A 21,623-nucleotide genomic window follows, 5' to 3' on the forward strand; every position below is an offset into this window, starting at 1 on the left:
GAATATGTACGACCTTCAAGGCAAAGTGGTTCTGATCACCGGCGCGGCTGGCGGCATCGGCGCCGCCAGTGCACGCGAACTGTATGTGCAGGGTGCCAGCCTAGTGCTGACCGATACCTCGCAGGAGGCGGTGGACAAGTTGGCTCAGGAGTTCAACAGCCAACGCGTGTTGCCGCTGGCGTTCGACGTCACCGACGCCGAGGCGGCAAAGGCAGTGATACGCCAAGCAGTCGAGCGTTTCGGCCGTCTCGATGTGGCCTTCGCCAATGCCGGCATCTCCTGGCGAGGCGTACCGGCGACCCTACGCACCTGCGACGAAGCGGAGTTCCGTCGCATCATTGAGGTGGATCTGTTCGGGGTGTGGCACGCGATGCGCGCCGCACTGCCGGAGGTCGTGCGCAATCGGGGTCAAGTGCTGGTCACGTCGTCGACCTATGCCTACTTGAACGGCATGGCCAACGCGCCCTATGCCGCGAGCAAGGCAGCGGTGGAGTCGCTGGCCCGCTCGCTGCGCGCCGAGTTAAGTGCGACCGGCGCCAGCGCCAGCGTGCTCTATCCCGGCTGGACGGCGACCGCCATCGCCAAGGTCGCTTTCGGTGGCAACGCCATCGCCACCCAGATGAACGAGACCCTATTGCCGGCCTTCCTGCATCGGGCGATTGCACCGGAACAGGTGGCACGTGGCGTGGTGCGCGGTCTACAAAAGCGCCAGCCGCGCATCGTTGTGCCGGCTCGCTGGGCGCCCATCTCACTGTTGCGCGGCCTGTTCAACGTCTTCACAGACTGGCATCTGACACGCGATGCCCACCTGCAACGGTTGCTCCACCAATTGGAAGAAGAAACCGTTCGCACCCAGAGCCCAAGTTGATGCCCCACTACTTGCTTAAGGTTCACCCATGAAGAGCTACTCATTAAACGACCGCGTCATCGCTATCACTGGTGCCACGGGAGGTCTCGGCAGAGCCGCCGCGCAGGCCCTTCGCGACAAAGGCGCTAAGCTGGTCTTGCTGGATCTCGATCTGGATAGCCTGAATGCCATGGCTGTCACCCTGGGCGGGCCTAATGTCGCTGTCGGTTGGGTGGCCAATGTGCGCTCAATTGAGAGTCTGGAAACGGCGTTAAAAGAGGCCGCGCAGCATTTCGGCGGAATTGATGTTGTGGTCGCCGGCGCTGGCGTCAGCTCGGTGGTAGCCCTAGAGCATATTGATCCCGCCACGTTTGACCGGGTAATCGATATCAACCTCAACGGCGTGGCGCGCACCTTCCGCGCTTCACTGCCCCACGTGAAGGCACGCCAGGGTTATCTACTGGCCATCTCGTCTATGGCGGCTTTCGTTCATTCGCCGCTGAACACGGCCTACACCGCCAGCAAGGCAGGAGTCTGGGCCCTGTGTGACAGCTTGCGCCTGGAGCTTCGTCAGCACGGTGTGAGCGTCGGCTCGTTCCACCCGACCTTCTTCCAAACGCCGATGATGGAGGCGATCGTTGATGGGCCGTCCTCCACCCTGGTCTGGAATAACCATCAGGGGATCTGGCAGTTCGTCGCGTTGGAGCAGGTGGTGGCCGCCCTGGTGGATTGCATCGAGCAGCGGCATGACTTGGTGACGGTGCCACGCAGCCAGATGCTGGTGGCGAAAGCGCCAGGCTTGCTGCGCCGGCTTATCGAGTGGATCGGTTTCGACGCTGGAAAAGTCGCCGAAGCGGTAAGACTAAGCGATGAAGTCAACGCTTCCTTAGGTCATGGTCGCAGCCTGAACGAATGACCACTTCTGGTCGCGGGCATTTCGCCCGCATCCGGGCCGGAACTAACCAGGAAATAGTGGCGCCGCTCTTGCGCTATAGCTTCCAAGTCGAATGGCTTAATTGAGTCCCTGGCTCGCATTTATAAGTCCAGCAGTCTTGCCCTGGCAAGGTTTCTTCAGGTTCTTTTACACCACTTCGATCAACTCCAACCGGCACTCAAAAGTGCACAGGAAGGCAAAGCCTTGCCTGCGTGCAATCAACAAAAACAATAAACGAGAGGTGGAAAATGAAAATCAACGGCCGTGAAATCCCGTGTCTCTCCGCTCAGCGAAAGTGTGCTGCGTTGGTTAAGTACACCAGTGTAATGGCACTGCTCAGTGCCTCTACAATTGCAGGTGCCAATGGCATTGCTCTTAACGAACAAAGTGCCAGCAGCGCGGGAACTGCCTATGCGGGAAGGTCGTCTTCCGCACTGGACGCCAGCACCATCTACGGAAATCCTGCTGGCTTGACCAAGTTGAAACGTACCGAGATTTCCGGCGGGGCGGCGATAATCTCGGGGAGCGACGACATTAGTGATGCGCAGAGCAGTGTCGCAGGAACGAATAAGGGGGACTCGGTACCTTTGACGATCCTGCCCTTCGCCTATATGTCGACGCCGCTTGATGATCGTATTTCGATTGGTCTGGGCCTCTATGCTCCGAGTGGTCTGATCAACGAATACGAGAGCACTTTTCAGGGGCGCTACCAAGGTTCCTATAGCTCGACCAAGGAGGTCACCCTGCAGCCCACCATTGCCTATCGGATCAATGATTACGTGTCCATTGGTGGCGGGCCGACCATAAACCATTTCGATGCAGAACTTCAGAATTACCTGGCCAGCGGGGCCCTGAACAACGGCCAGGACACACAGATCACTCTCAAAGGCGATGACACGGCAATTGGCTACAACGTCGGCCTCTTGGTTGACTTGAGTGATGCAACAAGTTGGGGGATTAACTATCACTCTAAGGTGAGCTATCACCTAAAAGGGCATACCGAGGTTTCCGGCTCTCCGAGCGTTATCCCGCTGGACGGAAAGTATGACAACAAGATAGACATCACGATGCCCGAATCCGTGGACACCTCTATCACCCATCATTTCAATAGTCGCTGGACGGGCTACCTGGGAACCACTTGGAAGCGTTGGAGTCGACTGAAAAAGATCGAGGCAATCAACAGCGATGTTTCCGCCCTTGGCCAGAGTGCGGGCCTGGAGCGTGTGGACGAACCATTGAACTGGCACGACACATGGTCCACCGCCGTTGGTACATCCTTTCAATTGAACCAACAATGGTTGCTGCGTGCAGGCTACGCCTACGATCCGTCGCCAATCAGCAATGCCGATCGTAGCGTGCGCGTTCCGGTTGGTAACCGCCAAGTCGTGGCCCTGGGTGGCGCTTATTTGCCGAGCCCCGATCTGACGATAGACTTTGCTTATGGCTATCTCTGGGAATCCAAAGCCTCGGTAAACCAAGCGAACAACTCTGGCCTTCAACCTGAATACAGTGCAAATTACGAGAACAGTGCGAATATATTTTTAGTGCAGGCAAGCTATCGGTACTAATCCTCACCTTCATAAGCCCGATGAAGGTCAGTTAAGCAATTTTGCAACAGATCGCATTACTGCGTGCCCTGAATCTAATAGGCTATTGATAACTCAACATCAGCGACCAAGGCGATTTCGAATGCGTTCTCCCTCGCCGTTTCCACCCGATGGTCAATACGAAACAAACGATACCAAGGGTTGCCCCGAAGACACGCCATCTCATTGATCTTGGACACTCCGTCAGCCGCTGTGCGAGCAGCGTAGAAAGCAGAATTGTCAGTTGTGCGTGCGAGAAACGCTGAAAGAGCACTGCACTCCTGAACGGCAAGGGACATCCGAGCAACGTAGGGCCGAGAGCGGCACAATGAAGTGACCGCTTCAACCCAATTTCGCGAGTTCGAGTCATCGGCGCAGAAGCGCAAGCACAGCATGCCAGTCAAGCTGCTACCAGCTAGGAACGCTTGCCGAGGATGTACCAAGGGGTGGATTGTGCGCTCGGGACTATTGCGAGCAGGGTCCACCCATCCTTGAGCAACTCGTTGGCCGACGCCTGGCCAAGCACCTCAATGACTTCAGTAGCTTCGTGCAATTGCATGATGAGATTCGGTCCTCTAGAAAATGTTGAGCGGGTAACTGACGATAAGGCGGTTCTCATCGTAATCACTGGCGTTGAAATTTCGTCTGACGCTGGAGTTTCGCCATCGCACGGCTAGATCCCTCAGCTTGCCGCTCTGAAACACGTAACCTAGCTCTGACTCTCGTACCCATTCCGAACCGTCTTTGACGTTTCTCAATTCCACGTTATCGCCATGCACATACCGCGTCATGAGAGTCAGACCAGGTATCCCGTAGCCAACGAAATTGAGGTCATAGCGAACTTGCCAGGATCTTTCGCGAGGATTGTCGAAGGCATGGTTGAAGGTGTTGTTCGCAAGGTAAATGCCGCCGGTCCCGCCGATGCGCATCCACCCGGAGTCACCCGAAACATTTTGCAGCCCGATACTGATCGAGTGCTGAGCGATGTTGAGGCTGAACAGAGCGGAAGCTGTCTGGTTATCCAACGAGCCTGCCTTTGCAACCCCCGTATCCTTGCCCCAGAAATAGCCAAGGTTTGAGGTAAGCGATACCGTTTGGCTGAGCTGCCATTTCTGAATGAGCCCAAGGTAGTGCTGCTTGTAGATGTCTTCCAACTCCCCCGACCAGAGACGGACAGTCGTATTTTTGGAGCTAGAGCGGTAGTCAGCACCCAAGAATTTGAAGGAGTCTGACTGCGCAGATCCGAATGAGAGGTCCTCCATGGAGGAGTCATTCCGAAGGCTGGTCTTGGTGAACTCGCCTGCGTAAAACGACCAGTTCTTGAGCTCTTGCGAAGCGATCTGAGCGCCGCGGAAAGTCTGCGGCAGAGCCCTGAAGTCGTCTGCGGTGACGATCGGGAAATTAGGCATCCACTCGCCGACCTTGACCTCGGTGTTCGACAGCTTTGCCTTTAATGCAACCCCAAGCCTGCCGAAGCTTCCGGCTGGATCACCATCGCCATCCTTGGGCAACAGCAGCGCACCATACTCCCCTGCGCCTCCGTCGAGCTTCACTGCATACTTACCCAAGACATCCACGCCAAAGCCCACGGTGCCCTGTGTAAATCCTGACTTGAGATCAAAGATAAAACCCTGCGTCCACTCACGGGCATGGCTCTGAGTGACACCAGGCGCAGTGAAATTGCGTTCAAAAAAGAAGTTTCTGAGGGTCAGAGTGGCGCTAGTGTCTTCCACGAACCCTTCAGCCCAAACATTGATAGGCAGAAGCAGAGTAGGAATGACGAGTACGAGGCTTTTGCGATTTGCATGAATGTTCAAGACCTGTCCCCTGTTGTTTTTATTGAAGGGCTTTGTTGGTCTGTCATCACCGGTTGAGCGGGCGAATGCCGTCCTTCCGGGAAAACGGATCGTTGTTCGTGTGTGAAGCAGAATCCGAATCGAAAGATGCCAAGACCCTGATGCGCAGGGCCCTGGCCGGGATTTCAGCTGAAAGCCAGCACCGAATTGGCTCAGTGCTGGCCTTGGCTTGGGATCAGACCAGGCCAGCGCTACGCAGGGCGTCAGCGATTTCCTTGTCGGCGCCTTCGGCCAGAGGCAGCAGCGGCGAACGCACGGTGGCGTGATCCAGGATGCCACGAGCAACCAGGCCGTGTTTCAGGGCCACGGTGCCTTCCATGTGGGAACCGCGGTGGTAGACGTTGCGGGTTACCGGCAGCAGCTTGTCGTGGATGGCGCGAGCAGCTGGGTAGTCGCGACGCTTACCAGCAGCGATCAGCTCGATCAGCGGCTCAGGGGTCAGGCCACCGTAGCCAACCAGGGCACCGTCCACGTCGAACATGGTGTGCAGCAGGTATTCGTCATGGCAGGTCAGGATCTGCAGGTCCGGCACTTCACGACGGATTACTGGGATCTCGGTGTCCCAACGACGCATGTTACGTACACCGTTCTTCATGGCGAAGACGCCAGGCTGCTTGGCGATTTCCAGCTGGGTCTCCAAGTCGTAGGTGGCCTTGGTCACGTCTGGGTACTGGAAGAGGATCAGCGGCAGACCGCTTTCCTCATAGATGGCCTTGTAGCGGTCCTGGGCGGCGCCTTTCTGGTAGCCGAAGCGCAGCCAGCCGTGGGATGGGTACACCAGACCAGCAGCAGCACCGTTGTCTACAGCGCGTTTGGCTTCTTCAGCGGCGACTTGAGTACCTTCACCGGTGATGCCGGCGATGATTGGCAGACGGCCACCAACCGACTCTTTGAAAGCCTGGATGACGCGGCCCTGTTCGGCCTGGGTCAGGAAGGTGCCTTCACCAGCATGACCCAAAACAACCAGACCCTTGACGCCTTCGTAGCTGCCCAGCCACGCGCCCAGTTTCTGGATAGCGGCGTAGTCAACTTCACCGTCACGGGTGAACGGAGTCACTGGAGCGGGAACGAGGCCTTTCAGGTCGATGGTGTTTTTAGTGCTCATTTCTATTACCTTTGGTTTAGTTAATTTTCGCAACTAACGCATGCGCGGGCGCAAAACACACATTGATGTGTTCTGAAGTTGCTGCTAGGTCAGATACCGCCGTTTGAAACTTTTAATTGAAGATTAAGGCGAAAGCTCTTCCAAAATTCGCCCTTTGGTTTCAATTGCAAACAAAGCTGTGATGATTGCAGTGATCAGCAGTACGACTGCGAAAGTTCCGAATACATACTGAACACCCGCACCGGAAACTGTAAAGCCAACAATGATCGGGCCAAGTGCAGAACCCATTCTCAACCAAGCACTTCCCACGCCGGTTCCCAGAGCGCGCAGTCGAGTTGGATAAAGCTCTGCCGAATACAGATAGAGAGAAAACGTAACAGTTTGTACCAGTGCGTATCCCAAACCTGCCAGGGCCAAAATTTTCAGTGGCGCACTTGCACCAGTAGTTGCCAGGATCGCCAATGGGATGGCAGCCAGGAAGAGCGCCCCCATATACCAGCGGCGACGGCCGACTTTGTCAATAAGCAGTGCACAAATTACTGCGGCAACTACACCACCGGCTGAAGTCATAAACCCATAAGCCAAGCTTGTTTCAAGCGGCAAGTTGAAGTGTTGGCGATAAAGGGTTGGCAGCCAGGTGATTAGTCCATTGGCGACCATGTAGGCGCCAAACCACATCGCCCAGATCACCAGCGAGCGCTTGAAGTACATGCCTTTGAAAAGCTCTTTCCACCCCAAACCGTTTTTGTCCGTTTGGATCTGTGGCACTTCCACTGGAGGCTGCAGCGTTTTGCCCGCTTTTAGCGCGCTGTTTTCCAACCGAGTGACGATGCGATCAGCTTCGTCCAAGCGGCCTTTGGAAGCCAACCAACGCGGCGATTCGAACAAGAAGAAGCGCAGCGGTATCAGCAGCATGGCCGGGACGATCCCCACTGCGAACATGGCTTGCCAACCGTAGATAGGTACCAGGAAGTAACCAATGATGCCGGCTCCGACCAAGCCCAACAGGAACATGACCTCGTAAAGGAGGAAGAATTTTCCTCGTTTCTTCGAGCCGATTAGCTCGTTGATATAAGCACTGGCTACAGGTACCTCTCCTCCCGTACCGATGCCTTGGATGAACCGGAACGCGATCATCATCGCTGCGCTAGAGGCAAAAAGACAGGCAACGTCCATCGATACGAACAGGAGGATGGTGAAGGTCAGTACCTTCATACGCCCGAGCTTTTCAGCGAGCCAGCCAAAGATCAGCGCCCCGAACAACTGGCCCAGATAGCCCGCCGACAGGATCATGCCGATCTGCGCACCGCTCAAGCTCCACTCCTTGGCCAGCACCGGCATTGCGTAAGCGATAGCAATGACGGTATAGCCATCAAAGAATGTTGCGGCACCGATAATGTTCCGAGCCCAAAAAACCTGCTTAGTGATTGGGAGTCGCTCTAACCTGGCACTTATATTGGCTTGGCTTTTCACCTTGTCCGGCAAGGGGTCAGTCTCTACTTGCTGCATCAACATAGCACTACCTTTTATTATTTTTGCGTTTTTCGGGGCGAGCAAAAGCTTGCCGTGGTAAACACAGTGCAATGGCGTAGTTAATCTAGAAGCTGATATTGTGTCAGTTCAGCGTCACCACGCTATGTAATCAGTTTTTTGAGAACGACCACTTCATAGCCCGGTCCACGACTGCTGCGAAAAACGCCAGGAAGCTTTTTGAATGGTGTATTGAAAGAGTCGTTTGAGAACGGCGATGAGGCGCGAAGCCGGGCAATGCCCGAAGTACCGAAGCACTGCGCTTCATGAATAAAGGAGACGCTCTTGATTTGGGTCCGGATGATAGCTTGCCTCAGATGTGAACTGGACATAGCACGCGAAGGACATGACCCAATCATGGAGAGACTGAAATTGCTGCTGCAGATGCCTGGATCTGAGTAGACGGCACGCTTGGAGCAGGCATGTTGTTTGAAAATTTGCTTCATCTTTCTTCGCACCTTTTGTTTTTTTCGGATTGCGAAATTTTTTTGTTCTTTTCAAATAGAATATCACCATCAATAGTCAGGGCCCATCCTTTTTTTAGCCTTTCAACTGATTTCTTATTCCTTTATGCCATCTCCGCCCCCTTTTAAATTCCATTAGATTTTATGAGTTGTTCTTGACCAGCTCCGCGACTCTCTACGAGCCCCATCTATCGCCTACCGCACCGATCAACCGGGCGCTTTGAATCATCTGGTTGGTCTTGACCTTTTGCAGCTTGCGCCGAGCTGCGAGGCCAAGGGCTGCGCAATGAGTCCCTGCAGATTGCTGATGGCACCTTCATTTTTACGCTGCGTGGCCAGGGTCGTAGCAAGTTGCGCTGCGCCGAGCGCGTCGCTTTCGTCCTATTTTTGCTGCTTCAGGTGGTTGACCATGCCTTCGATGCTTGAGAGCTGAGGACGAATACTGCTGAGCGCCAGGTCTCGAATCTTGGCTTCAGACAGCGCGCTGCTCGAGAAAGCCATCGGCAAAACCGAAACCGTGGACGCTGTGTAGTTCAAGATCATCGGCGAGGTGGCGGGAAGGACCCGCGTTGGCGGCGGCCGACAGGCCGCTTGCGAGGTAAACCAGACAGAAGAGGACAGCGTGTTTGAACTGGCTCATCTCAAGGCTCTCGTTTTTGTGATCGAACCTGAATGCTAAATCCCGAGGTGCGTGAAAAGTTTGTCCCTTGTGGGACGGTTTTTGTGTTTTATGCACCTGATATCTCACAAACCTGTCAGAAATGTATCAGCTTTGTATCAGGTCAGTTGTACAGCCCTTTTCAAAATGCCATCTGTACCTTAGGCTGAAAGGATTCGACTCCATCAGATGGTTTACAAATGAGTTCCAGTCAGCACATTGCAATCGTTGATGACTATCCGGATATCCGAGAACTGGTTGCACAATATCTGACCCAAGAAGGTTATCGCGTAACCGCTGTAGCTGATGGCAACGAACTCAGGGCTCTGCTTGATAGGGATGTGCCTGACTTAATTATCCTTGATGTCATGATGCCCGGCGAAGACGGATTAAGCCTGTGCAGGCACATCCGCTCTCGTTCTAATACTCCCGTTCTTTTTCTTAGTGCCCGCACAGAAGACCTGGACGTAATTCTCGGACTTGAGATGGGAGGCGACGACTATCTCAAGAAGCCCTTCAACCCCCGTGAATTGTTGGCTCGAGTCAAAGCCCTGCTCCGTCGGGCCACGCCAGCAAGCGAAGGTGCTTCCAGCATGCTGGAGGGGTCGATCCGCTTCGGCGAATGGGTGTTGAACTGCAAACTACGGGAATTATTAGGTGCAGATGGCGTATCGGTATCATTGAGTGGTACCGAATTCAGATTGCTGGCTGCATTACTAGAAAAACCAGGTGAAATAGTGACGCGCGATGAACTTCTAAACAAGGTCTCCGGTCGTGCAAGCGAACCCTTTGACCGGAGTATCGATAACCAAATCAGCCGGCTTCGTAGAAAGATTGAGCCAGACCCGAAAAACCCGATTTATATCAGAACCCATTGGGGCGGCGGCTACGCGTTTGTGCACCTGGTTTCCAATTCATCATGAAACTAAGAAACCCCAATTTAGCCGCAAGATTCATTGGGCTTATGCTATTGGCGCTGATTGTCTCTCAAGCGCTGACCCTCAGCATTTTTTGGGACGAGCGCGCGGGTGCGCTTAGGGAAGTGGCGAAGTCTGATTTTCTGAGTCGGACCTCATCCCTTGCCTCACTCCTGGACCGAATGCCCGTGGACGAGCGGCAGATGACGCTTCAAGTCAGCAGCACCGCTTACGAGCGATTCTGGCTGTTTCCAGCCTCACCAAGCCAGCCTTCAGAGTGGTGGAAGTTCGCTCGTCGGCATCTTCTTGAACCGTTGAGTCATGGGAAGCCTCAGGGAACGCTCTCCATACAGTTTCGAAGCGAAGATGAGGTTCCACCGGCAACGATTGATGCGACAGCGGCTTGGTCTGTGCCGGGTGAAGCGCTGTGGCCCTCCACCCGGACGGCTAGGTTCATCTACTTGCCTCAGCTCAATGTAATGGGGGTGGCCACACCGCTGAATAATGGCACCTGGTTACATGCCGCTTATGCTAAGCCGGTCACGGACTCTCCGTTTAGTCGTCGAGCATTGGTATCCCTAGGTATCACCGCTCTAGCCCTAACCTTGATTGCCGTGTTGATCGCTCGGGGCATCAGCCAACCACTGCGAGATTTAGCTCTCGCTGCCCAGCGATTGGGCCGAGGCCATTCAGGCACGGAGTTGCGCGAGCACGGGCCTGAAGATATCCGTCGCACCGCCAAGGCCTTCAACCAGATGCAACGCAGAATTCAGCGCTTTGTCGATGATCGTACGCGCATGCTCGCCGCGGTGGGCCACGACCTTCGAACTCCGTTGACCTCGCTCAGGCTGCGCGTTGAGTTCATTCAGGATCCTGAAGTACAGCGCAAGATGCTTGCGACCCTGGATGAGATTACGGCTATCACTGAAGCCGCAATCGGGTACGGACGTGACAATGCTGTGACCGAGCCAACCAGGACCATGGACATCGGGACACTGGTCGAAAGCTTGTGTGAAGACTTGGTCACCTTGGGAATGGCCGTGTCGTTCTCCTGCAACTCAAAAGTCATTTTGGAATGCCGGCCTGACGCTCTGCGGCGAGCTATCCGTAATCTCATCGAGAATGCTGTGAGGTACGGCGAGTGTGCGGACGTCCGCGTCTACAGTGCGGATAAGCACGTTCACATTTCGGTGGCGGACAGGGGAAATGGCATCCCTGATTCAGAGCTTGAAGCCGTTTTTACCCCGTTCTATCGCTTGGAACACTCCAGAAACCGTAATACTGGCGGCGTCGGTCTGGGCCTCTCCATCGTACGCTCCATAGCCCGTCAGCATGGCGGCGAGATCACCCTCATCAACCACAATGGAGGGCTGGAAGCCATCATTTCGCTCCCTGAAAACTAGGTCAGCGGCAGAAATCTAAGGTGGGATGAGGCAACGCCTGATGCTATTCTTTTTGAACGAATTTTTTCGCATTCCGAAAACAAGAATTACACCAGGTAGATATCGCGCATGGCTCCTAGAACCTCAACAAAAAGCGAAACGACCGCTGCTGAAGAAGATAAAAACCAGCGCAGCACTGTGCAGTCTCTTGCCAAAGGATTTCGAGTCTTGGAGGCCTTCACAGCGGAAAGCGATGAGCTGACCCTGAGCCAGATTGCTGCCAAGGCCGAGCTCGACCCAGGCACAACCTATCGCATGCTGAATACGCTGGTGGACCTCGGCTATGTTTCTCGAATTCCTGAGAGCAAGCGATTCTCCCTCACGCTCAAAATCCTCAACTTGGGCTTCCACGCCATTGCTCACACGGACTTGCGCAGTCTGGTTCGCCCAGTGCTCAGGGGGCTGGTCAGTGAAACCAGTGAAGCCGCAAGCTTCGCCGTGTTGCAAGGCGCAGACGTCCTCTACCTGGAACGTGTCAGGGCTGGTATCACTCGGCTTGGAGTGGATATTCGCATTGGCACAACGGTGCCGGCTTGCCAGACAGCGATTGGCCAATCAATCCTCGCGTTCCTTCCTGATCACGAAGTTGAGCGCATCAAAGAGCTTTCCTCGTCCACGTCCTTCATGAGCAAATCTCTCTCACGGCCGTTGTCCGAGGTGTTGGAGCAGATCCGTAAGGATGGGTACATCATCACGGAATCGCTGTTCGCCGAGGGCCTGCGCATCCTCGCCGTTCCGGTCCTGGATATCGACGGCTACCCAGTTGGCGCCATCAGCATTGCGGCGCCGGCAGTGCGGTGCACCACGGAGGAACTTGAACGTCGAGCGCTGTCCGTGACCATTGCGGCGGCGAAGAATATCGGGCGAGCACTACAAGCAAGCGGAAGCATCAATTCCAGCCTGTAACCTTTAAAGCGATTTAAGTTGTACGTCGGCCCGGTTCTCGCTTAGAGGGCGATCTTGCCTAGCACCTGCGCGGTGGGCGGTGGGCGGAGGTGCTGGAGGAGTATCAGACGCCGCCAGCGGATACTTACGACGTATATCCCAGGACAGCTTGAATCTGTTTCCCAAGCTGTCGTTCTTCATTGACCTCCTCTGAGCTACTTTCAGGAGGTACCCCGTTGGAGCGACAACCTAAAAGCGCGGCAGCGAGAATGACCGAACATCGCACAAATGTTCGATAAACGCACAAATTCCACTTTCCCCCCTCTACTGTTGCCCAGTCTTGCGGCACGCTAGAGCCACATCAGCAAAACAACGCCAATCGCTGAGTGGCCCACCATTCCCCGCACTGCTCAGCGGCTGATCAGACCAATCCAACTCCAGGAATAACCAGGAGCTCGCTGTGATCAATAAAACGTTTGAGTCCATCGCCAGCGCGGTAGAAGGCATCATCGACGGTTCGACCATCATGGTCGGTGGCTTTGGTACGGCAGGCATGCCGTCCGAGCTCATCGACGGGCTGATCGCCACTGGTGCCCGCGACCTGACCATCATCAGCAACAACGCCGGCAACGGCGAGATTGGTCTGGCCGCCCTGCTCAAGACGGGCTGCGTGCGCAAGGTGGTCTGCTCGTTCCCGCGCCAGTCCGACTCCTACGTGTTCGACGAACTGTACCGCGCCGGCAAGATCGAGCTTGAAGTGGTCCCGCAGGGCAACCTGGCCGAGCGTATCCGCGCCGCGGGGTCGGGCATCGGTGCGTTCTTCTCGCCGACGGGCTACGGCACCCTGCTGGCCGAAGGCAAGGAAACCCGGGAGATCGACGGCCGGATGTATGTACTGGAAATGCCCCTGCACGCCGACTTCGCACTGATCAAGGCGCACAAGGGTGACCGTTGGGGCAACCTGGTGTACCGCAAGGCCGCGCGCAACTTCGGCCCGATCATGGCCATGGCCGCCAAGACCGCTATCGCCCAGGTCGACCAGATCGTCGAGCTCGGTGAACTGGACCAGGAACACATCATCACTCCGGGTATTTTCGTCCAGCGCGTGGTCGCCGTTTCCGGTGCTGCCGCTTCTTCGATCATCAACGCTGCCTGAGGTCTGCCATGTCCATCACCAAAAAGCTCTCCCGCACCGAAATGGCCCAGCGCGTGGCCGCAGACATTCAGGAAGGCGCCTACGTCAACCTGGGCATCGGCGCACCGACCTTGGTGGCCAATTTCCTGGGTGACAAAGAAGTGTTCCTGCACAGCGAAAACGGCCTGCTGGGCATGGGCCCGAGCCCGGCGCCGGACGAGGAAGACGATGACCTGATCAACGCCAGTAAGGAGCACGTGACCATGCTCCCCGGTGGCGCTTTCTTCCACCACGCTGACTCGTTCTCGATGATGCGCGGCGGCCATCTGGACATCGCTGTATTAGGCGCCTTCCAGGTGTCGGTCAAGGGCGACCTGGCCAACTGGCACACCGGCGCCGAGGGTTCCATTCCGGCCGTGGGCGGCGCGATGGACCTAGCCACTGGTGCCCGCCAGGTGTTCGTGATGATGAACCACCTGACCAAGTCAGGCGAAAGCAAGCTGGTGCCCGAGTGCACTTACCCGCCGACCGGCTTCGGTTGCGTCAGCCGCATCTACACCGATATGGCCGTGCTGGAGGTGACCTCAGATGGGCTGCGCGTGGTCGAGATCTGTGCGGAAATTGACTTCGAGCAGTTGCAAGCGCTGAGTGGCGTGCCGCTGATCCAGTAATCGGCGCAGCGTGCTTCACTGCTATTCAGCTTACTAGGCGTTAGCAGCCCGCCTTGCCGGCGCCCATGTCAGCTATCAGGCATGGGCTATACCCATTGGCATCGTCCATCAACTTACTGGCTATCGTACTTCGAAGATCTCTGCCTTGGGCTCGGCCCAGGAGAGCCACAGATTGCTTCTCACGTATGAAGGAAGCGTTTCATCAGGCTGAATTGGGAGGGGCAAAAACGTCAGTACGAGGTTGGGGGAAGCGGGGGAGGCTCGTAAAAGCGCTCGATGAGGAGAAGCGAGCGCTTCTCCTCTACCGGCGATAGTTTTAATTGCCCGACGACTGTTTTAATTCAACGAAACCATAATGTTGCTGATTAATAAACTTTGTCCCAAAACCTCTTGAAATTCGCGGCCTAGCGGGGAGATTGATCCTGGGGAAGAGAAAATAAAGGTTGTCACAAAGCATAGCTTTTCAAAAATTCTCGGGGGTTTTCGTTTAATAAAGGTTGTCACAACAATAAAGGTTGTCACAGCAAAGGTTCAGCCACAGAAAAATCGCAGCAATGTACCGTGCAAAACCCCCAAAAAAATTATGATGGTATCTTTTTGGGATGGGTAACCCGTGTGGGCGCTCTTGCATCGTTGGATTTAGAGAATTAAAACTGTCGCAGGAGCCGGTGAGGCCTCTCTCCTCCGCTCCTGCGAGCACTGCCCCTCGATCAAACCACCCGTTGCTGTGTGACTGCGGTGCTCGCTACTTGATCGCAGAAACGTCAGTAAGCCAGCCATTCGACTCGGCTGAAAAGGTAGCCGGTGATGCTGGCTTTGACCGGCAGGCCAAGGCTAACCTCATGTGCGAGCTATACGTGATCCTTGGAGCTTTTGATGCCCCAACTGCAGTGCTGGATCAGGTGTTTGCTGCGGTCGAAGACGAAGAGCTTCCGTACTCCACTCTGATTCCATTCGAGAATGACAAATGAACAAGATCAATTGGTTCGCGGTTTCCAACCCAGACGGCAAGCGCTTTCCCGAGTGGCGCCGGTCGTTTGGCGTCAGTGACAGCGGTACTATATTTGTACCTGCAGCAATGGCGGGTGATGAGACGGAGATGAACGTAATGCTCTGTGCTTGCGATGACGGACAGAGCACGGCGGTGCACCTAGATCATCACTTTGTGCCCAGCGATTGGCTGAAGCGTGAGTTCCCCAAGCATTTGGAGCTGATCGAAATGATAGAGGTTCGTGCCCAGACCCCACTCAGTGAAATCAGTCAGCAAGAGCCAGCAGCTACTCAGGAGTAGCTATATAGACTGGCTTCAGGACAATTACGCCAGCGATGAGTTCGATGCTCTGGTCACCAACTGTGACACCGAGCTACCTCAGGACTTCCGGAGGTAGCTCGACGATGAAATCTCCTTAGCCGTGTCCCCAGGGTCCTAGCATTTCACTGTCATACGTAATGGCTGACTCATAGAGGTCGGCTCGAGGGTGGCTTCACCGAATATCGTACTCCGTAATGAACAAGATCGGACTCCTGTCTGCTTGTGTCAAACTATGTTGTGAGCGCCCACAGTCGCCAGCCCACATCACTATTCATTGGGAGAGCAGTCCACCCGCAAGAATGGAAAAAGTTCGTCTGGATTGCCGCATTCCCCGTTCAACTCCTCACAGGTGGCTTCTGCGAGCGACCTCGTGGAGTAGCTTGGCTTCAATCGTAATTTTTCCTGATTGTCGTAAATGTCGAATCCGCCTGATACGGTAGCGGCATAGTATCGAGAACCAGATTGGAAGCATTCTTTGTCGATCGGCACAGCCGGAACGATAACAAATCTCTTTTGCATGGCGCGTGTCTCTCCAAGCATATACCTTAGTCTTAGTCCCAAGATTGAAAAGCATCAATATGAGTCATCGAGACGAATCAATGACGCTTAGTGCCTCGAAGTATCACTATCACAAGAAATGACGCAGGATGATGTGGGGCTTTCTTTCTGACCGTGCTTGAGGTGGAGCCGTCAAGGCTTTGATATTGTGTATGCACCTTACCGGTACCTTGGCAACGGGCACTTCAAGATGATGTCCAGCAGTCTCTCTAGCCGTTTTGCCTTCGCTCGACACGTTGGCATGGTTGGCCTATGGGAATGCGGCTATGAGTCCCCATGCTCTCCCGAGGTTGATTTTTGCAAAAGGAGCTGCCGGTGTTCGGTCACTAGGTTCAGGAGTAGGTCAATTGACCATGGCTTCGCGAGGAACTGAGCGCCTTCGGGTATGAGGTCCGTTTCATGTCTGACGCATCCGCTAGAAATGACTATCGAGGTTTTGGGATCCTGCTGGCTAGCGATCTGAGCAAGTTCCCAGCCATTCATTTGTCCGGGCGTTTCTACATCAGTAATGAGCATGGTCACTGGTGTTCGTTTGAGTATCTCCAAACCTTAGTCTGCTGTAGCTACGGCGAGAAGTAGAAAGCCCGAATCCTGCAGTACCTCAACAATCATTGATCGCAGAATTGGCTCGTCCTCGACGATCAGGAGGAGTCCGAGCATTTCGTGTTCCGATTTCATGTGTTTGGCTCTTGAGCTAGCAGTGGCAAGCAGCACCGGGGTGCCAATGACGACCATGACGGAGCGAGCACCATACGTTGACGCGCTAGGCCTCAACCAGCCTCCCTTCAAGAGATGACTGTTACCTGACGCACCACAGCGCGCTGTAATGGCATTTTGACTCCTAGTTTGAGTATAGAGTTCCTCGCTTTTGGAGAGCATACGCATATCAATTGGAGATAGGCCGGAGAAAGCCATCCACGGCTAGTCGCAGAAAGGTATCGGTGGCCAGGCGTTCGGTCAGCATAACATGTTGCTCGGTCGACAAGCAGTACATACTCCCCTGCTAGTACGTCCAGCTCTTTGTCAGACTCTGGCTTCAGACGACCTACATCAAGTCACTTACCGCAGCACCTGAGAAAATGGGGCCTGACCATGGCCGGAGGGAGTGAAATGAAAGCCCATGCAGAGCGCTTGTGGGATGTAGTCATCATTGGCGGAGGACAAGCCGCCCTGGCAACGGCGTACTTCCTGCGCCGGACAGATCTCTCGCTCATCATCCTCGATGCCGAGCAGGGCGCCGGCGGGGCTTGGCGACACGGCTGGGATTCGCTGCGGCTGTTCTCGCCAGCCACCTGGAGCTCCATTCCCGGTTGGATGATGCCGCCTGCTCAGGATGGCTATCCGTCTCGCGAACATGTCATCGACTACCTCACCCAGTATGAGGCGCGCTATCAGTTTCCGATTAAACGGCCGGTACGTGTCACCTCAGTCGAGCGCGTAGCGGGCGCGTTACGTGTCCATTCAGTGTCTGGCCATTGGGATGCCAAAGCTGTGGTCAGTGCCACAGGCACTTGGAGCAATCCGAACATACCTGCCTACCCCGACGCTGAGCTGTTCCGTGGCCAGCAGCTGCATTCGGCTCACTACGTTGAACCGCAGGCCTTCTCGGGCAAGCGCGTGCTAGTCGTCGGCGGCGGCAACTCCGGCGCTCAGATTCTCGCAGAGGTTTCCAAAGTAGCTGCTGCGACCTGGGTAACCCCTACCGATCCAGTTTTCCTACCTGATGATGTAGATGGCCGAGTGCTGTTCGAGCGGGCCACAGAGCGCTGGAAAGCGCAGGTGGAGGGGCGTGTAATTGAGCAGCCGGTCGGCGGGTTGGGCGATGTGGTAATGGTCCCGCCTGTGGTGGAGGCGCGTGAGCGAGACGTTCTGCACGCGGTGAGACCCTTCGTTCGTTTCACCCCTAACGGCGTGGTCTGGGCAGACGGCTCGGAAACCGCAGTGGATACAGTGATCTGGTGCACCGGGTTCAAACCCGCCTTGGGACACCTCGCCAGCCTTGGGGTTGTTACTGAGCAAGGACGTGTAGAGGTCGAAGGGACCCGATCTGTGAGTGAGCCGAGACTTTGGTTGGTGGGCTATGGCGAGTGGACAGGTTCTGCATCAGCAACCTTGATCGGGGTGACCCGCACTGCCCGCAGTAGTGCAACTGAGATCGAGCAGTTTGTGGTGAAAGCGGAGGCCTGATGGCCTCCGCATTTCCTCACGGATCAGTGCGTCTGCTGTGCCATTTCGCTGTGCCTGGGCAGTGCGATCGAGATGAGCGCGGCAGCCAATACGAGGATGCTGGAGACCCACAAACAAGCTTCCAACCCATAGGCTTGGAATACCCAACCTGACAGCAGCGTGCCGACCAAGCGCCCGAGGGCGTTGGACATGTAGTAGAAGCCCACATCCAAGGACACGCCGTCTTCCTTGGCGTAACTGACGATCAGGTAGCTGTGCAGCGATGAGTTCACGGCGAACAGCACGCCGAACAGCATCAACCCGCCGAGCAAGACTACCTGCGCTGACCAGCCTGCCGCCAGGCCCACGGCAATGAGCGCAGGCAGCCCGGCCAGGGCGATTGCCCAGATGAAGGCTGCTCGACCATCGGGGACATGTCCGCGCTTCTTACCGGTGATATGTGGAGCAAACGACTGGACGATGCCGTAGCCGATGACCCACGCGGCCAAGAAACCGCCGACCAGCCAGAAGTCCCAGCCAAACGTAGAGCTCAGGTACACCGGCAGTGCCACAACAAACCAGACATCCCGCGCACCGAACAAAAACAGCCGTGCGGCCGAGAGAATGTTGATCGCCCGGCTCTTGGACAGCATGTCGCGGAACTTCGGTTTGGCCTTGGCTTTGCCCAAGTCCTTTTTCAGCAGGATCAAGCTGCAGATCCAAATGAGGGCCAAGGCTGCTGCCATGGCCAGCACCGCCAGGGTGAAACCGAGCAGCGCTAGCAATGCTCCCCCGAGGAAGAAACCCACACCTTTGAGGGCGTTTTTCGAGCCCGTTAGGATGGCCACCCATTTGTAGAGGGTGCCTTGCTGGCTGTCCGGTACCAGGAGCTTGATGGAGCTCTTGGCGCTCATCTTGTTCAGGTCCTTGGCGATGCCGGAGAGCGCCTGGGCGGCCATCACCCACGGCACCGTTAGCGAGGCTGCTGGTACCGTGAGCATCAGCAGGGCGACAACCTGCATGCCAAGACCGATGTTCATGGTGCGGTTGAGCCCCAGGCGGGCGCCGAGGTAGCCGCCCACGGGGTTGGTGATCACGCCGAACACTTCGTAGAACAGGAACAGCGCCGCGATCTGCAGCGGCGTGTAGCCCAGCGAATGGAAGTGCAGTACCACCAGCATGCGCAAAGCGCCGTCGGTAAGGGTGAAGGCCCAGTAATTGCCGGTAACCAGCAGGTACTGACGCACTTCCGCAGACAGGGCTGACAACGCCTTCATGATCGCCATTTACTCCGCTGCGCCGACCAGGCGTGCTAGTTCAACCGCACGGTTGGCGTAGCCCCACTCGTTGTCGTACCAGGCGTAGATCTTCACTTGGGTACCGTTGACTACGAGGGTGGACAGCGCATCGATGATCGAGGACCGCGGATCGGTGCGGTAGTCGATGGACACCAAGGGGCGTTCTTCGTAGCCCAGGATGTCCTTCAGCGGTCCTTCGGTTGCGGCTTTCAGCAGCGCGTTGACCTCTTCAGCCGTTGTCTCACGTTCCACTTCGAACACGCAGTCGGTCAGCGAGGCGTTGGCCAGTGGTACACGTACGGCGTGACCATTCAGCTTGCCGCGTAGCTCGGGGAAGATCTCGGCGATTGCGGTGGCAGATCCCGTGGTGGTCGGGATCAGGCTCATGCCCGAGGCTCGGGCGCGACGCAGGTCCTTGTGCGGTGTATCCAGAATGCTCTGGGTATTGGTGAGGTCGTGAATGGTGGTGATCGAGCCGTGGCGTATGCCCAGGTTCTCGTGAATCACCTTGACCACCGGGGCCAGGCAGTTAGTGGTGCAGGAAGCGGCGGTGACGATACGATGCTGCGCCGGGTCGAATAGGTGCTGGTTGACGCCCATCACCACGTTCAGTGCGCCTTTCTCCTTCACTGGAGCGCAGACGACCACACGTTTGACGCCTTGATCCAGGTAGGCCTGGAGTACGGCTACCGACTTCATCTTGCCGCTGGCCTCGATGACCAAGTCGCAGCCCGACCAGTCGGTGTCCGCGATGGTCTTGTTGGCGGTGACCTTGATGCGCTTGCCCTCGATCACTACCGCGTCGCCCTCTGCGCGGGCTTCACGGTGCCAGCGTCCGTGGATCGAATCGAAGTTGATCAGATGGGCATGGGTCTCGGCGTCACCGGCCGGGTCATTGATCTGCACAAACTCGAATTCCGGCCAGTCCCAGGAGGCGCGAAGCGCCAAGCGACCAATACGGCCAAACCCATTGATACCTACTTTGATAGCCATGTTCTTGTTCTCGAATCGCGATTAGCGAAAGGTCAGAGGGTGTCGCTGAACTGGTTGATATACCCAACGTGCGCAGGGTTCTGGATCGCACGTGGACGCAGGGCCTGGACCTGGGAAACAGCTTCCTGCACAGGGATGCCGCACTCGATCATCAGGCGGGCGGCAAACAGGCCGGTGCGGCCAGAGCCGCCCTTGCAGTGAATGGCGATCGTCTTACCGGTCATCACCAGCTCTTTCAGGCGTTCCCGGTGAGCCTTCCAGGCGGCCGCAAACGGCTCACCGGGCGCTTCGTCATCCTCGACCGGCAGGTGGAACCATTCGAGGCCCAGCAGTTGGCACTCCTCGGGAAGCAGATCGATCTCGTTCTGCAGCAGTTCTTCACTCGGCATCAGGGTTACCAGCGCGCTTGCGCCGGCATCGTGCAACGTTGCCAGAGCCTGAGATACCGATGTCTCCTTGGTACCTGGGCACGGAGTGAAGATCAGCTGGCCGACCAGTTCGGAATTAGCCAACACTGAATACGGGTGCAATTGCATGCTCACAAAGCCTCAAATGGATCGTTGATTGACACGCTTGGATAGTTCTTCAGCCGACTCTTTACGTTCGGAGTAGCGATCGACCAGGTAGTCGGAGCGATCACGAAGCAGCAGGGTGAACTTCACCAGCTCCTCCATTACGTCGACAACACGGTCGTAGTACGAAGAGGGTTTCATGCGACCCGCCTCGTCGAATTCCAGATAGGCCTTCGGCACGGACGACTGGTTAGGGATGGTGAACATGCGCATCCAGCGGCCGAGGACGCGCAGCTGGTTGACCACGTTGAAAGACTGCGAGCCGCCGCAGACCTGCATCACCGCGAGGGTTTTGCCTTGAGTGGGGCGCACGGCGCCCATGCTCAGTGGAATCCAGTCGATCTGCGACTTGAACACGCCAGTCATCGCGCCGTGGCGCTCTGGCGAGCACCAGACCATGCCTTCCGACCACAGCACCAGGTCGCGCAGCTCCTTGACTATGGGGTGGTCATCGGGCACGTCATCCGCTAGTGGCAGCCCGGTCGGATTGAAGATCCGCGTCTCGGCACCGAAGTGCTCCAGCAGGCGTGCCGCTTCTTCCGTCAGCAGGCGGCTGAACGAGCGTTCGCGGGTCGATCCGTACAGCAGCAGGATGCGAGGGTTATGGGTGGACTTTTGCTCGACTGCCAGTTTGTCTGCTGTCGGCAGGTCGACCAGATCGTTGTCGATATTCGGGATATGGTGTTCGGTCATG

General features: G+C 56.1%; 22 protein-coding genes. 11 read left to right on the forward strand and 11 right to left on the reverse strand.

All coding sequences use genetic code 11. The annotated features are described in order from the left end of the window. Positions 1-4 precede the first annotated feature (4 nt). The 3 genes from ACI7M0_RS26590 to ACI7M0_RS26600 all read left to right on the forward strand — a co-directional run bounded on the left by ACI7M0_RS26590 (position 5) and on the right by ACI7M0_RS26600 (position 3,349). Positions 5-868: an SDR family NAD(P)-dependent oxidoreductase gene (locus tag ACI7M0_RS26590; RefSeq protein WP_014589185.1), complete on the forward strand. Its 864-nt coding sequence runs from the start codon at positions 5-7 to the stop codon at positions 866-868. A 28-nt stretch (positions 869-896) separates the two neighbouring features. Next, positions 897-1,763 carry an SDR family NAD(P)-dependent oxidoreductase gene (locus ACI7M0_RS26595; protein WP_129931821.1) on the forward strand — a complete coding sequence of 289 codons (867 nt, stop codon included), beginning with the start codon at positions 897-899 and terminating at the stop codon, positions 1,761-1,763. A gap of 266 nt (positions 1,764-2,029) precedes the next feature. Then, positions 2,030-3,349 (forward strand): outer membrane protein transport protein, encoded by a 1,320-nt coding sequence (locus ACI7M0_RS26600; protein ID WP_129931822.1) that lies wholly within the window; start codon positions 2,030-2,032, stop codon positions 3,347-3,349. Positions 3,350-3,782: 433 nt separating this feature from the next. On the opposite strand, the gene ACI7M0_RS26605 is transcribed toward ACI7M0_RS26600, so the two are convergent. The 6 genes from ACI7M0_RS26605 to ACI7M0_RS26630 form a co-directional block, all read right to left on the reverse strand. Beyond that, positions 3,783-3,926, reverse strand: coding sequence for a hypothetical protein (locus tag ACI7M0_RS26605; RefSeq protein ID WP_165366962.1), 144 nt, complete (start codon positions 3,924-3,926; stop codon positions 3,783-3,785). 16 nt (positions 3,927-3,942) lie between these two features. Next, the gene (locus ACI7M0_RS26610) at positions 3,943-5,184 is read right to left on the reverse strand and encodes an OprD family porin (RefSeq protein WP_129931823.1); all 1,242 of its coding nucleotides are present in this window, start codon (positions 5,182-5,184) and stop codon (positions 3,943-3,945) included. Positions 5,185-5,398: 214 nt separating this feature from the next. Further along, positions 5,399-6,328: a dihydrodipicolinate synthase family protein gene (locus ACI7M0_RS26615; RefSeq protein ID WP_012054141.1), complete on the reverse strand. Its 930-nt coding sequence runs from the start codon at positions 6,326-6,328 to the stop codon at positions 5,399-5,401. Between the two features lie 123 nt (positions 6,329-6,451). Further along, positions 6,452-7,843 carry an MFS transporter gene (locus ACI7M0_RS26620; protein ID WP_129931824.1) on the reverse strand — a complete coding sequence of 464 codons (1,392 nt, stop codon included), beginning with the start codon at positions 7,841-7,843 and terminating at the stop codon, positions 6,452-6,454. A 119-nt stretch (positions 7,844-7,962) separates the two neighbouring features. Further along, positions 7,963-8,304, reverse strand: coding sequence for a hypothetical protein (locus tag ACI7M0_RS26625; RefSeq protein ID WP_129931825.1), 342 nt, complete (start codon positions 8,302-8,304; stop codon positions 7,963-7,965). Between the two features lie 490 nt (positions 8,305-8,794). Beyond that, a complete protein-coding gene (locus ACI7M0_RS26630; RefSeq protein ID WP_155295209.1) occupies positions 8,795-8,962 on the reverse strand; it encodes a hypothetical protein in 168 nt (55 codons plus the stop codon). Positions 8,963-9,180: 218 nt separating this feature from the next. Here ACI7M0_RS26630 and ACI7M0_RS26635 point away from each other — a divergent pair, with 218 nt between their 5' ends. The 7 genes from ACI7M0_RS26635 (at position 9,181) to ACI7M0_RS26665 (ending at position 15,321) form a co-directional block, all read left to right on the forward strand. Then, on the forward strand, positions 9,181-9,903 hold the full coding sequence (locus ACI7M0_RS26635; RefSeq protein ID WP_129931826.1) for a response regulator: 723 nt from the start codon (positions 9,181-9,183) through the stop codon (positions 9,901-9,903). Further along, complete coding sequence (locus ACI7M0_RS26640) at positions 9,900-11,300, forward strand: cell wall metabolism sensor histidine kinase WalK (RefSeq protein ID WP_129931827.1); 1,401 nt, start codon at positions 9,900-9,902, stop codon at positions 11,298-11,300. The genes ACI7M0_RS26635 and ACI7M0_RS26640 overlap by 4 nt, the downstream gene beginning before the upstream one ends. Positions 11,301-11,408: 108 nt before the next feature. Then, positions 11,409-12,245: an IclR family transcriptional regulator gene (locus tag ACI7M0_RS26645; RefSeq protein WP_012054147.1), complete on the forward strand. Its 837-nt coding sequence runs from the start codon at positions 11,409-11,411 to the stop codon at positions 12,243-12,245. 439 nt (positions 12,246-12,684) lie between these two features. Next, positions 12,685-13,380, forward strand: coding sequence for a 3-oxoacid CoA-transferase subunit A (locus tag ACI7M0_RS26650; protein WP_129931828.1), 696 nt, complete (start codon positions 12,685-12,687; stop codon positions 13,378-13,380). Between the two features lie 8 nt (positions 13,381-13,388). Next, positions 13,389-14,030 (forward strand): 3-oxoacid CoA-transferase subunit B, encoded by a 642-nt coding sequence (locus ACI7M0_RS26655; protein WP_129931829.1) that lies wholly within the window; start codon positions 13,389-13,391, stop codon positions 14,028-14,030. A gap of 749 nt (positions 14,031-14,779) precedes the next feature. After that, on the forward strand, positions 14,780-15,001 hold the full coding sequence (locus ACI7M0_RS26660; protein WP_177413591.1) for a hypothetical protein: 222 nt from the start codon (positions 14,780-14,782) through the stop codon (positions 14,999-15,001). Next, complete coding sequence (locus ACI7M0_RS26665) at positions 14,998-15,321, forward strand: hypothetical protein (RefSeq protein WP_104886884.1); 324 nt, start codon at positions 14,998-15,000, stop codon at positions 15,319-15,321. Before ACI7M0_RS26660 ends, ACI7M0_RS26665 begins: the two co-directional genes overlap by 4 nt. Positions 15,322-15,609: 288 nt before the next feature. Here the strand turns inward: ACI7M0_RS26665 and ACI7M0_RS26670 are convergent, their stop codons facing one another. Further along, positions 15,610-15,861, reverse strand: a complete 252-nt coding sequence (locus ACI7M0_RS26670) for a hypothetical protein (protein WP_104886883.1) — start codon at positions 15,859-15,861, stop codon at positions 15,610-15,612. Positions 15,862-17,010: 1,149 nt separating this feature from the next. On the opposite strand from ACI7M0_RS26670, the gene ACI7M0_RS26675 reads away from it, so the two are divergent. Further along, complete coding sequence (locus ACI7M0_RS26675) at positions 17,011-18,087, forward strand: ArsO family NAD(P)H-dependent flavin-containing monooxygenase (protein WP_129931831.1); 1,077 nt, start codon at positions 17,011-17,013, stop codon at positions 18,085-18,087. Positions 18,088-18,110: 23 nt separating this feature from the next. Here the strand turns inward: ACI7M0_RS26675 and arsJ are convergent, their stop codons facing one another. From arsJ to arsH, 4 genes are read right to left on the reverse strand one after another with little or no spacing between them, the layout of a single operon-like run. Next, positions 18,111-19,343 (reverse strand): organoarsenical effux MFS transporter ArsJ, encoded by a 1,233-nt coding sequence (gene arsJ, locus ACI7M0_RS26680; protein WP_129931874.1) that lies wholly within the window; start codon positions 19,341-19,343, stop codon positions 18,111-18,113. A gap of 9 nt (positions 19,344-19,352) precedes the next feature. After that, positions 19,353-20,357, reverse strand: a complete 1,005-nt coding sequence (locus tag ACI7M0_RS26685; protein WP_013974856.1) for an ArsJ-associated glyceraldehyde-3-phosphate dehydrogenase — start codon at positions 20,355-20,357, stop codon at positions 19,353-19,355. A gap of 32 nt (positions 20,358-20,389) precedes the next feature. Next, positions 20,390-20,893 carry a cyclin-dependent kinase inhibitor 3 family protein gene (locus tag ACI7M0_RS26690; RefSeq protein ID WP_013974857.1) on the reverse strand — a complete coding sequence of 168 codons (504 nt, stop codon included), beginning with the start codon at positions 20,891-20,893 and terminating at the stop codon, positions 20,390-20,392. A 12-nt stretch (positions 20,894-20,905) separates the two neighbouring features. Continuing rightward, on the reverse strand, positions 20,906-21,622 hold the full coding sequence (gene arsH, locus ACI7M0_RS26695) for an arsenical resistance protein ArsH (RefSeq protein ID WP_013974858.1): 717 nt from the start codon (positions 21,620-21,622) through the stop codon (positions 20,906-20,908). Between the last annotated feature and the right edge of the window lies 1 nt (position 21,623).

It is taken from the genome of Pseudomonas sp. 10(2024), assembly GCF_045164175.1.
GTDB classification, from domain to species: Bacteria; Pseudomonadota; Gammaproteobacteria; order Pseudomonadales; family Pseudomonadaceae; genus Aquipseudomonas; species Aquipseudomonas alloputida.

Coding starts and splice junctions, on each gene's coding strand:
- ACI7M0_RS26665 (WP_104886884.1), top strand. CDS start 14,998: ATGAACAAGATCAATTGGTTCGCGGTTTCCAACCCAGACGGCAAGCGC.
- arsH (WP_013974858.1), bottom strand. CDS start 21,622: ATGACCGAACACCATATCCCGAATATCGACAACGATCTGGTCGACCTG.
- ACI7M0_RS26690 (WP_013974857.1), bottom strand. CDS start 20,893: ATGCAATTGCACCCGTATTCAGTGTTGGCTAATTCCGAACTGGTCGGC.
- ACI7M0_RS26590 (WP_014589185.1), top strand. CDS start 5: ATGTACGACCTTCAAGGCAAAGTGGTTCTGATCACCGGCGCGGCTGGC.
- ACI7M0_RS26655 (WP_129931829.1), top strand. CDS start 13,389: ATGTCCATCACCAAAAAGCTCTCCCGCACCGAAATGGCCCAGCGCGTG.
- ACI7M0_RS26670 (WP_104886883.1), bottom strand. CDS start 15,861: ATGCAAAAGAGATTTGTTATCGTTCCGGCTGTGCCGATCGACAAAGAA.
- ACI7M0_RS26635 (WP_129931826.1), top strand. CDS start 9,181: ATGAGTTCCAGTCAGCACATTGCAATCGTTGATGACTATCCGGATATC.
- ACI7M0_RS26595 (WP_129931821.1), top strand. CDS start 897: ATGAAGAGCTACTCATTAAACGACCGCGTCATCGCTATCACTGGTGCC.
- ACI7M0_RS26625 (WP_129931825.1), bottom strand. CDS start 8,304: ATGAAGCAAATTTTCAAACAACATGCCTGCTCCAAGCGTGCCGTCTAC.
- ACI7M0_RS26640 (WP_129931827.1), top strand. CDS start 9,900: ATGAAACTAAGAAACCCCAATTTAGCCGCAAGATTCATTGGGCTTATG.
- ACI7M0_RS26615 (WP_012054141.1), bottom strand. CDS start 6,328: ATGAGCACTAAAAACACCATCGACCTGAAAGGCCTCGTTCCCGCTCCA.
- ACI7M0_RS26630 (WP_155295209.1), bottom strand. CDS start 8,962: ATGAGCCAGTTCAAACACGCTGTCCTCTTCTGTCTGGTTTACCTCGCA.
- arsJ (WP_129931874.1), bottom strand. CDS start 19,343: ATGAAGGCGTTGTCAGCCCTGTCTGCGGAAGTGCGTCAGTACCTGCTG.
- ACI7M0_RS26685 (WP_013974856.1), bottom strand. CDS start 20,357: ATGGCTATCAAAGTAGGTATCAATGGGTTTGGCCGTATTGGTCGCTTG.
- ACI7M0_RS26675 (WP_129931831.1), top strand. CDS start 17,011: ATGAAAGCCCATGCAGAGCGCTTGTGGGATGTAGTCATCATTGGCGGA.
- ACI7M0_RS26620 (WP_129931824.1), bottom strand. CDS start 7,843: ATGTTGATGCAGCAAGTAGAGACTGACCCCTTGCCGGACAAGGTGAAA.
- ACI7M0_RS26645 (WP_012054147.1), top strand. CDS start 11,409: ATGGCTCCTAGAACCTCAACAAAAAGCGAAACGACCGCTGCTGAAGAA.
- ACI7M0_RS26600 (WP_129931822.1), top strand. CDS start 2,030: ATGAAAATCAACGGCCGTGAAATCCCGTGTCTCTCCGCTCAGCGAAAG.
- ACI7M0_RS26605 (WP_165366962.1), bottom strand. CDS start 3,926: ATGCAATTGCACGAAGCTACTGAAGTCATTGAGGTGCTTGGCCAGGCG.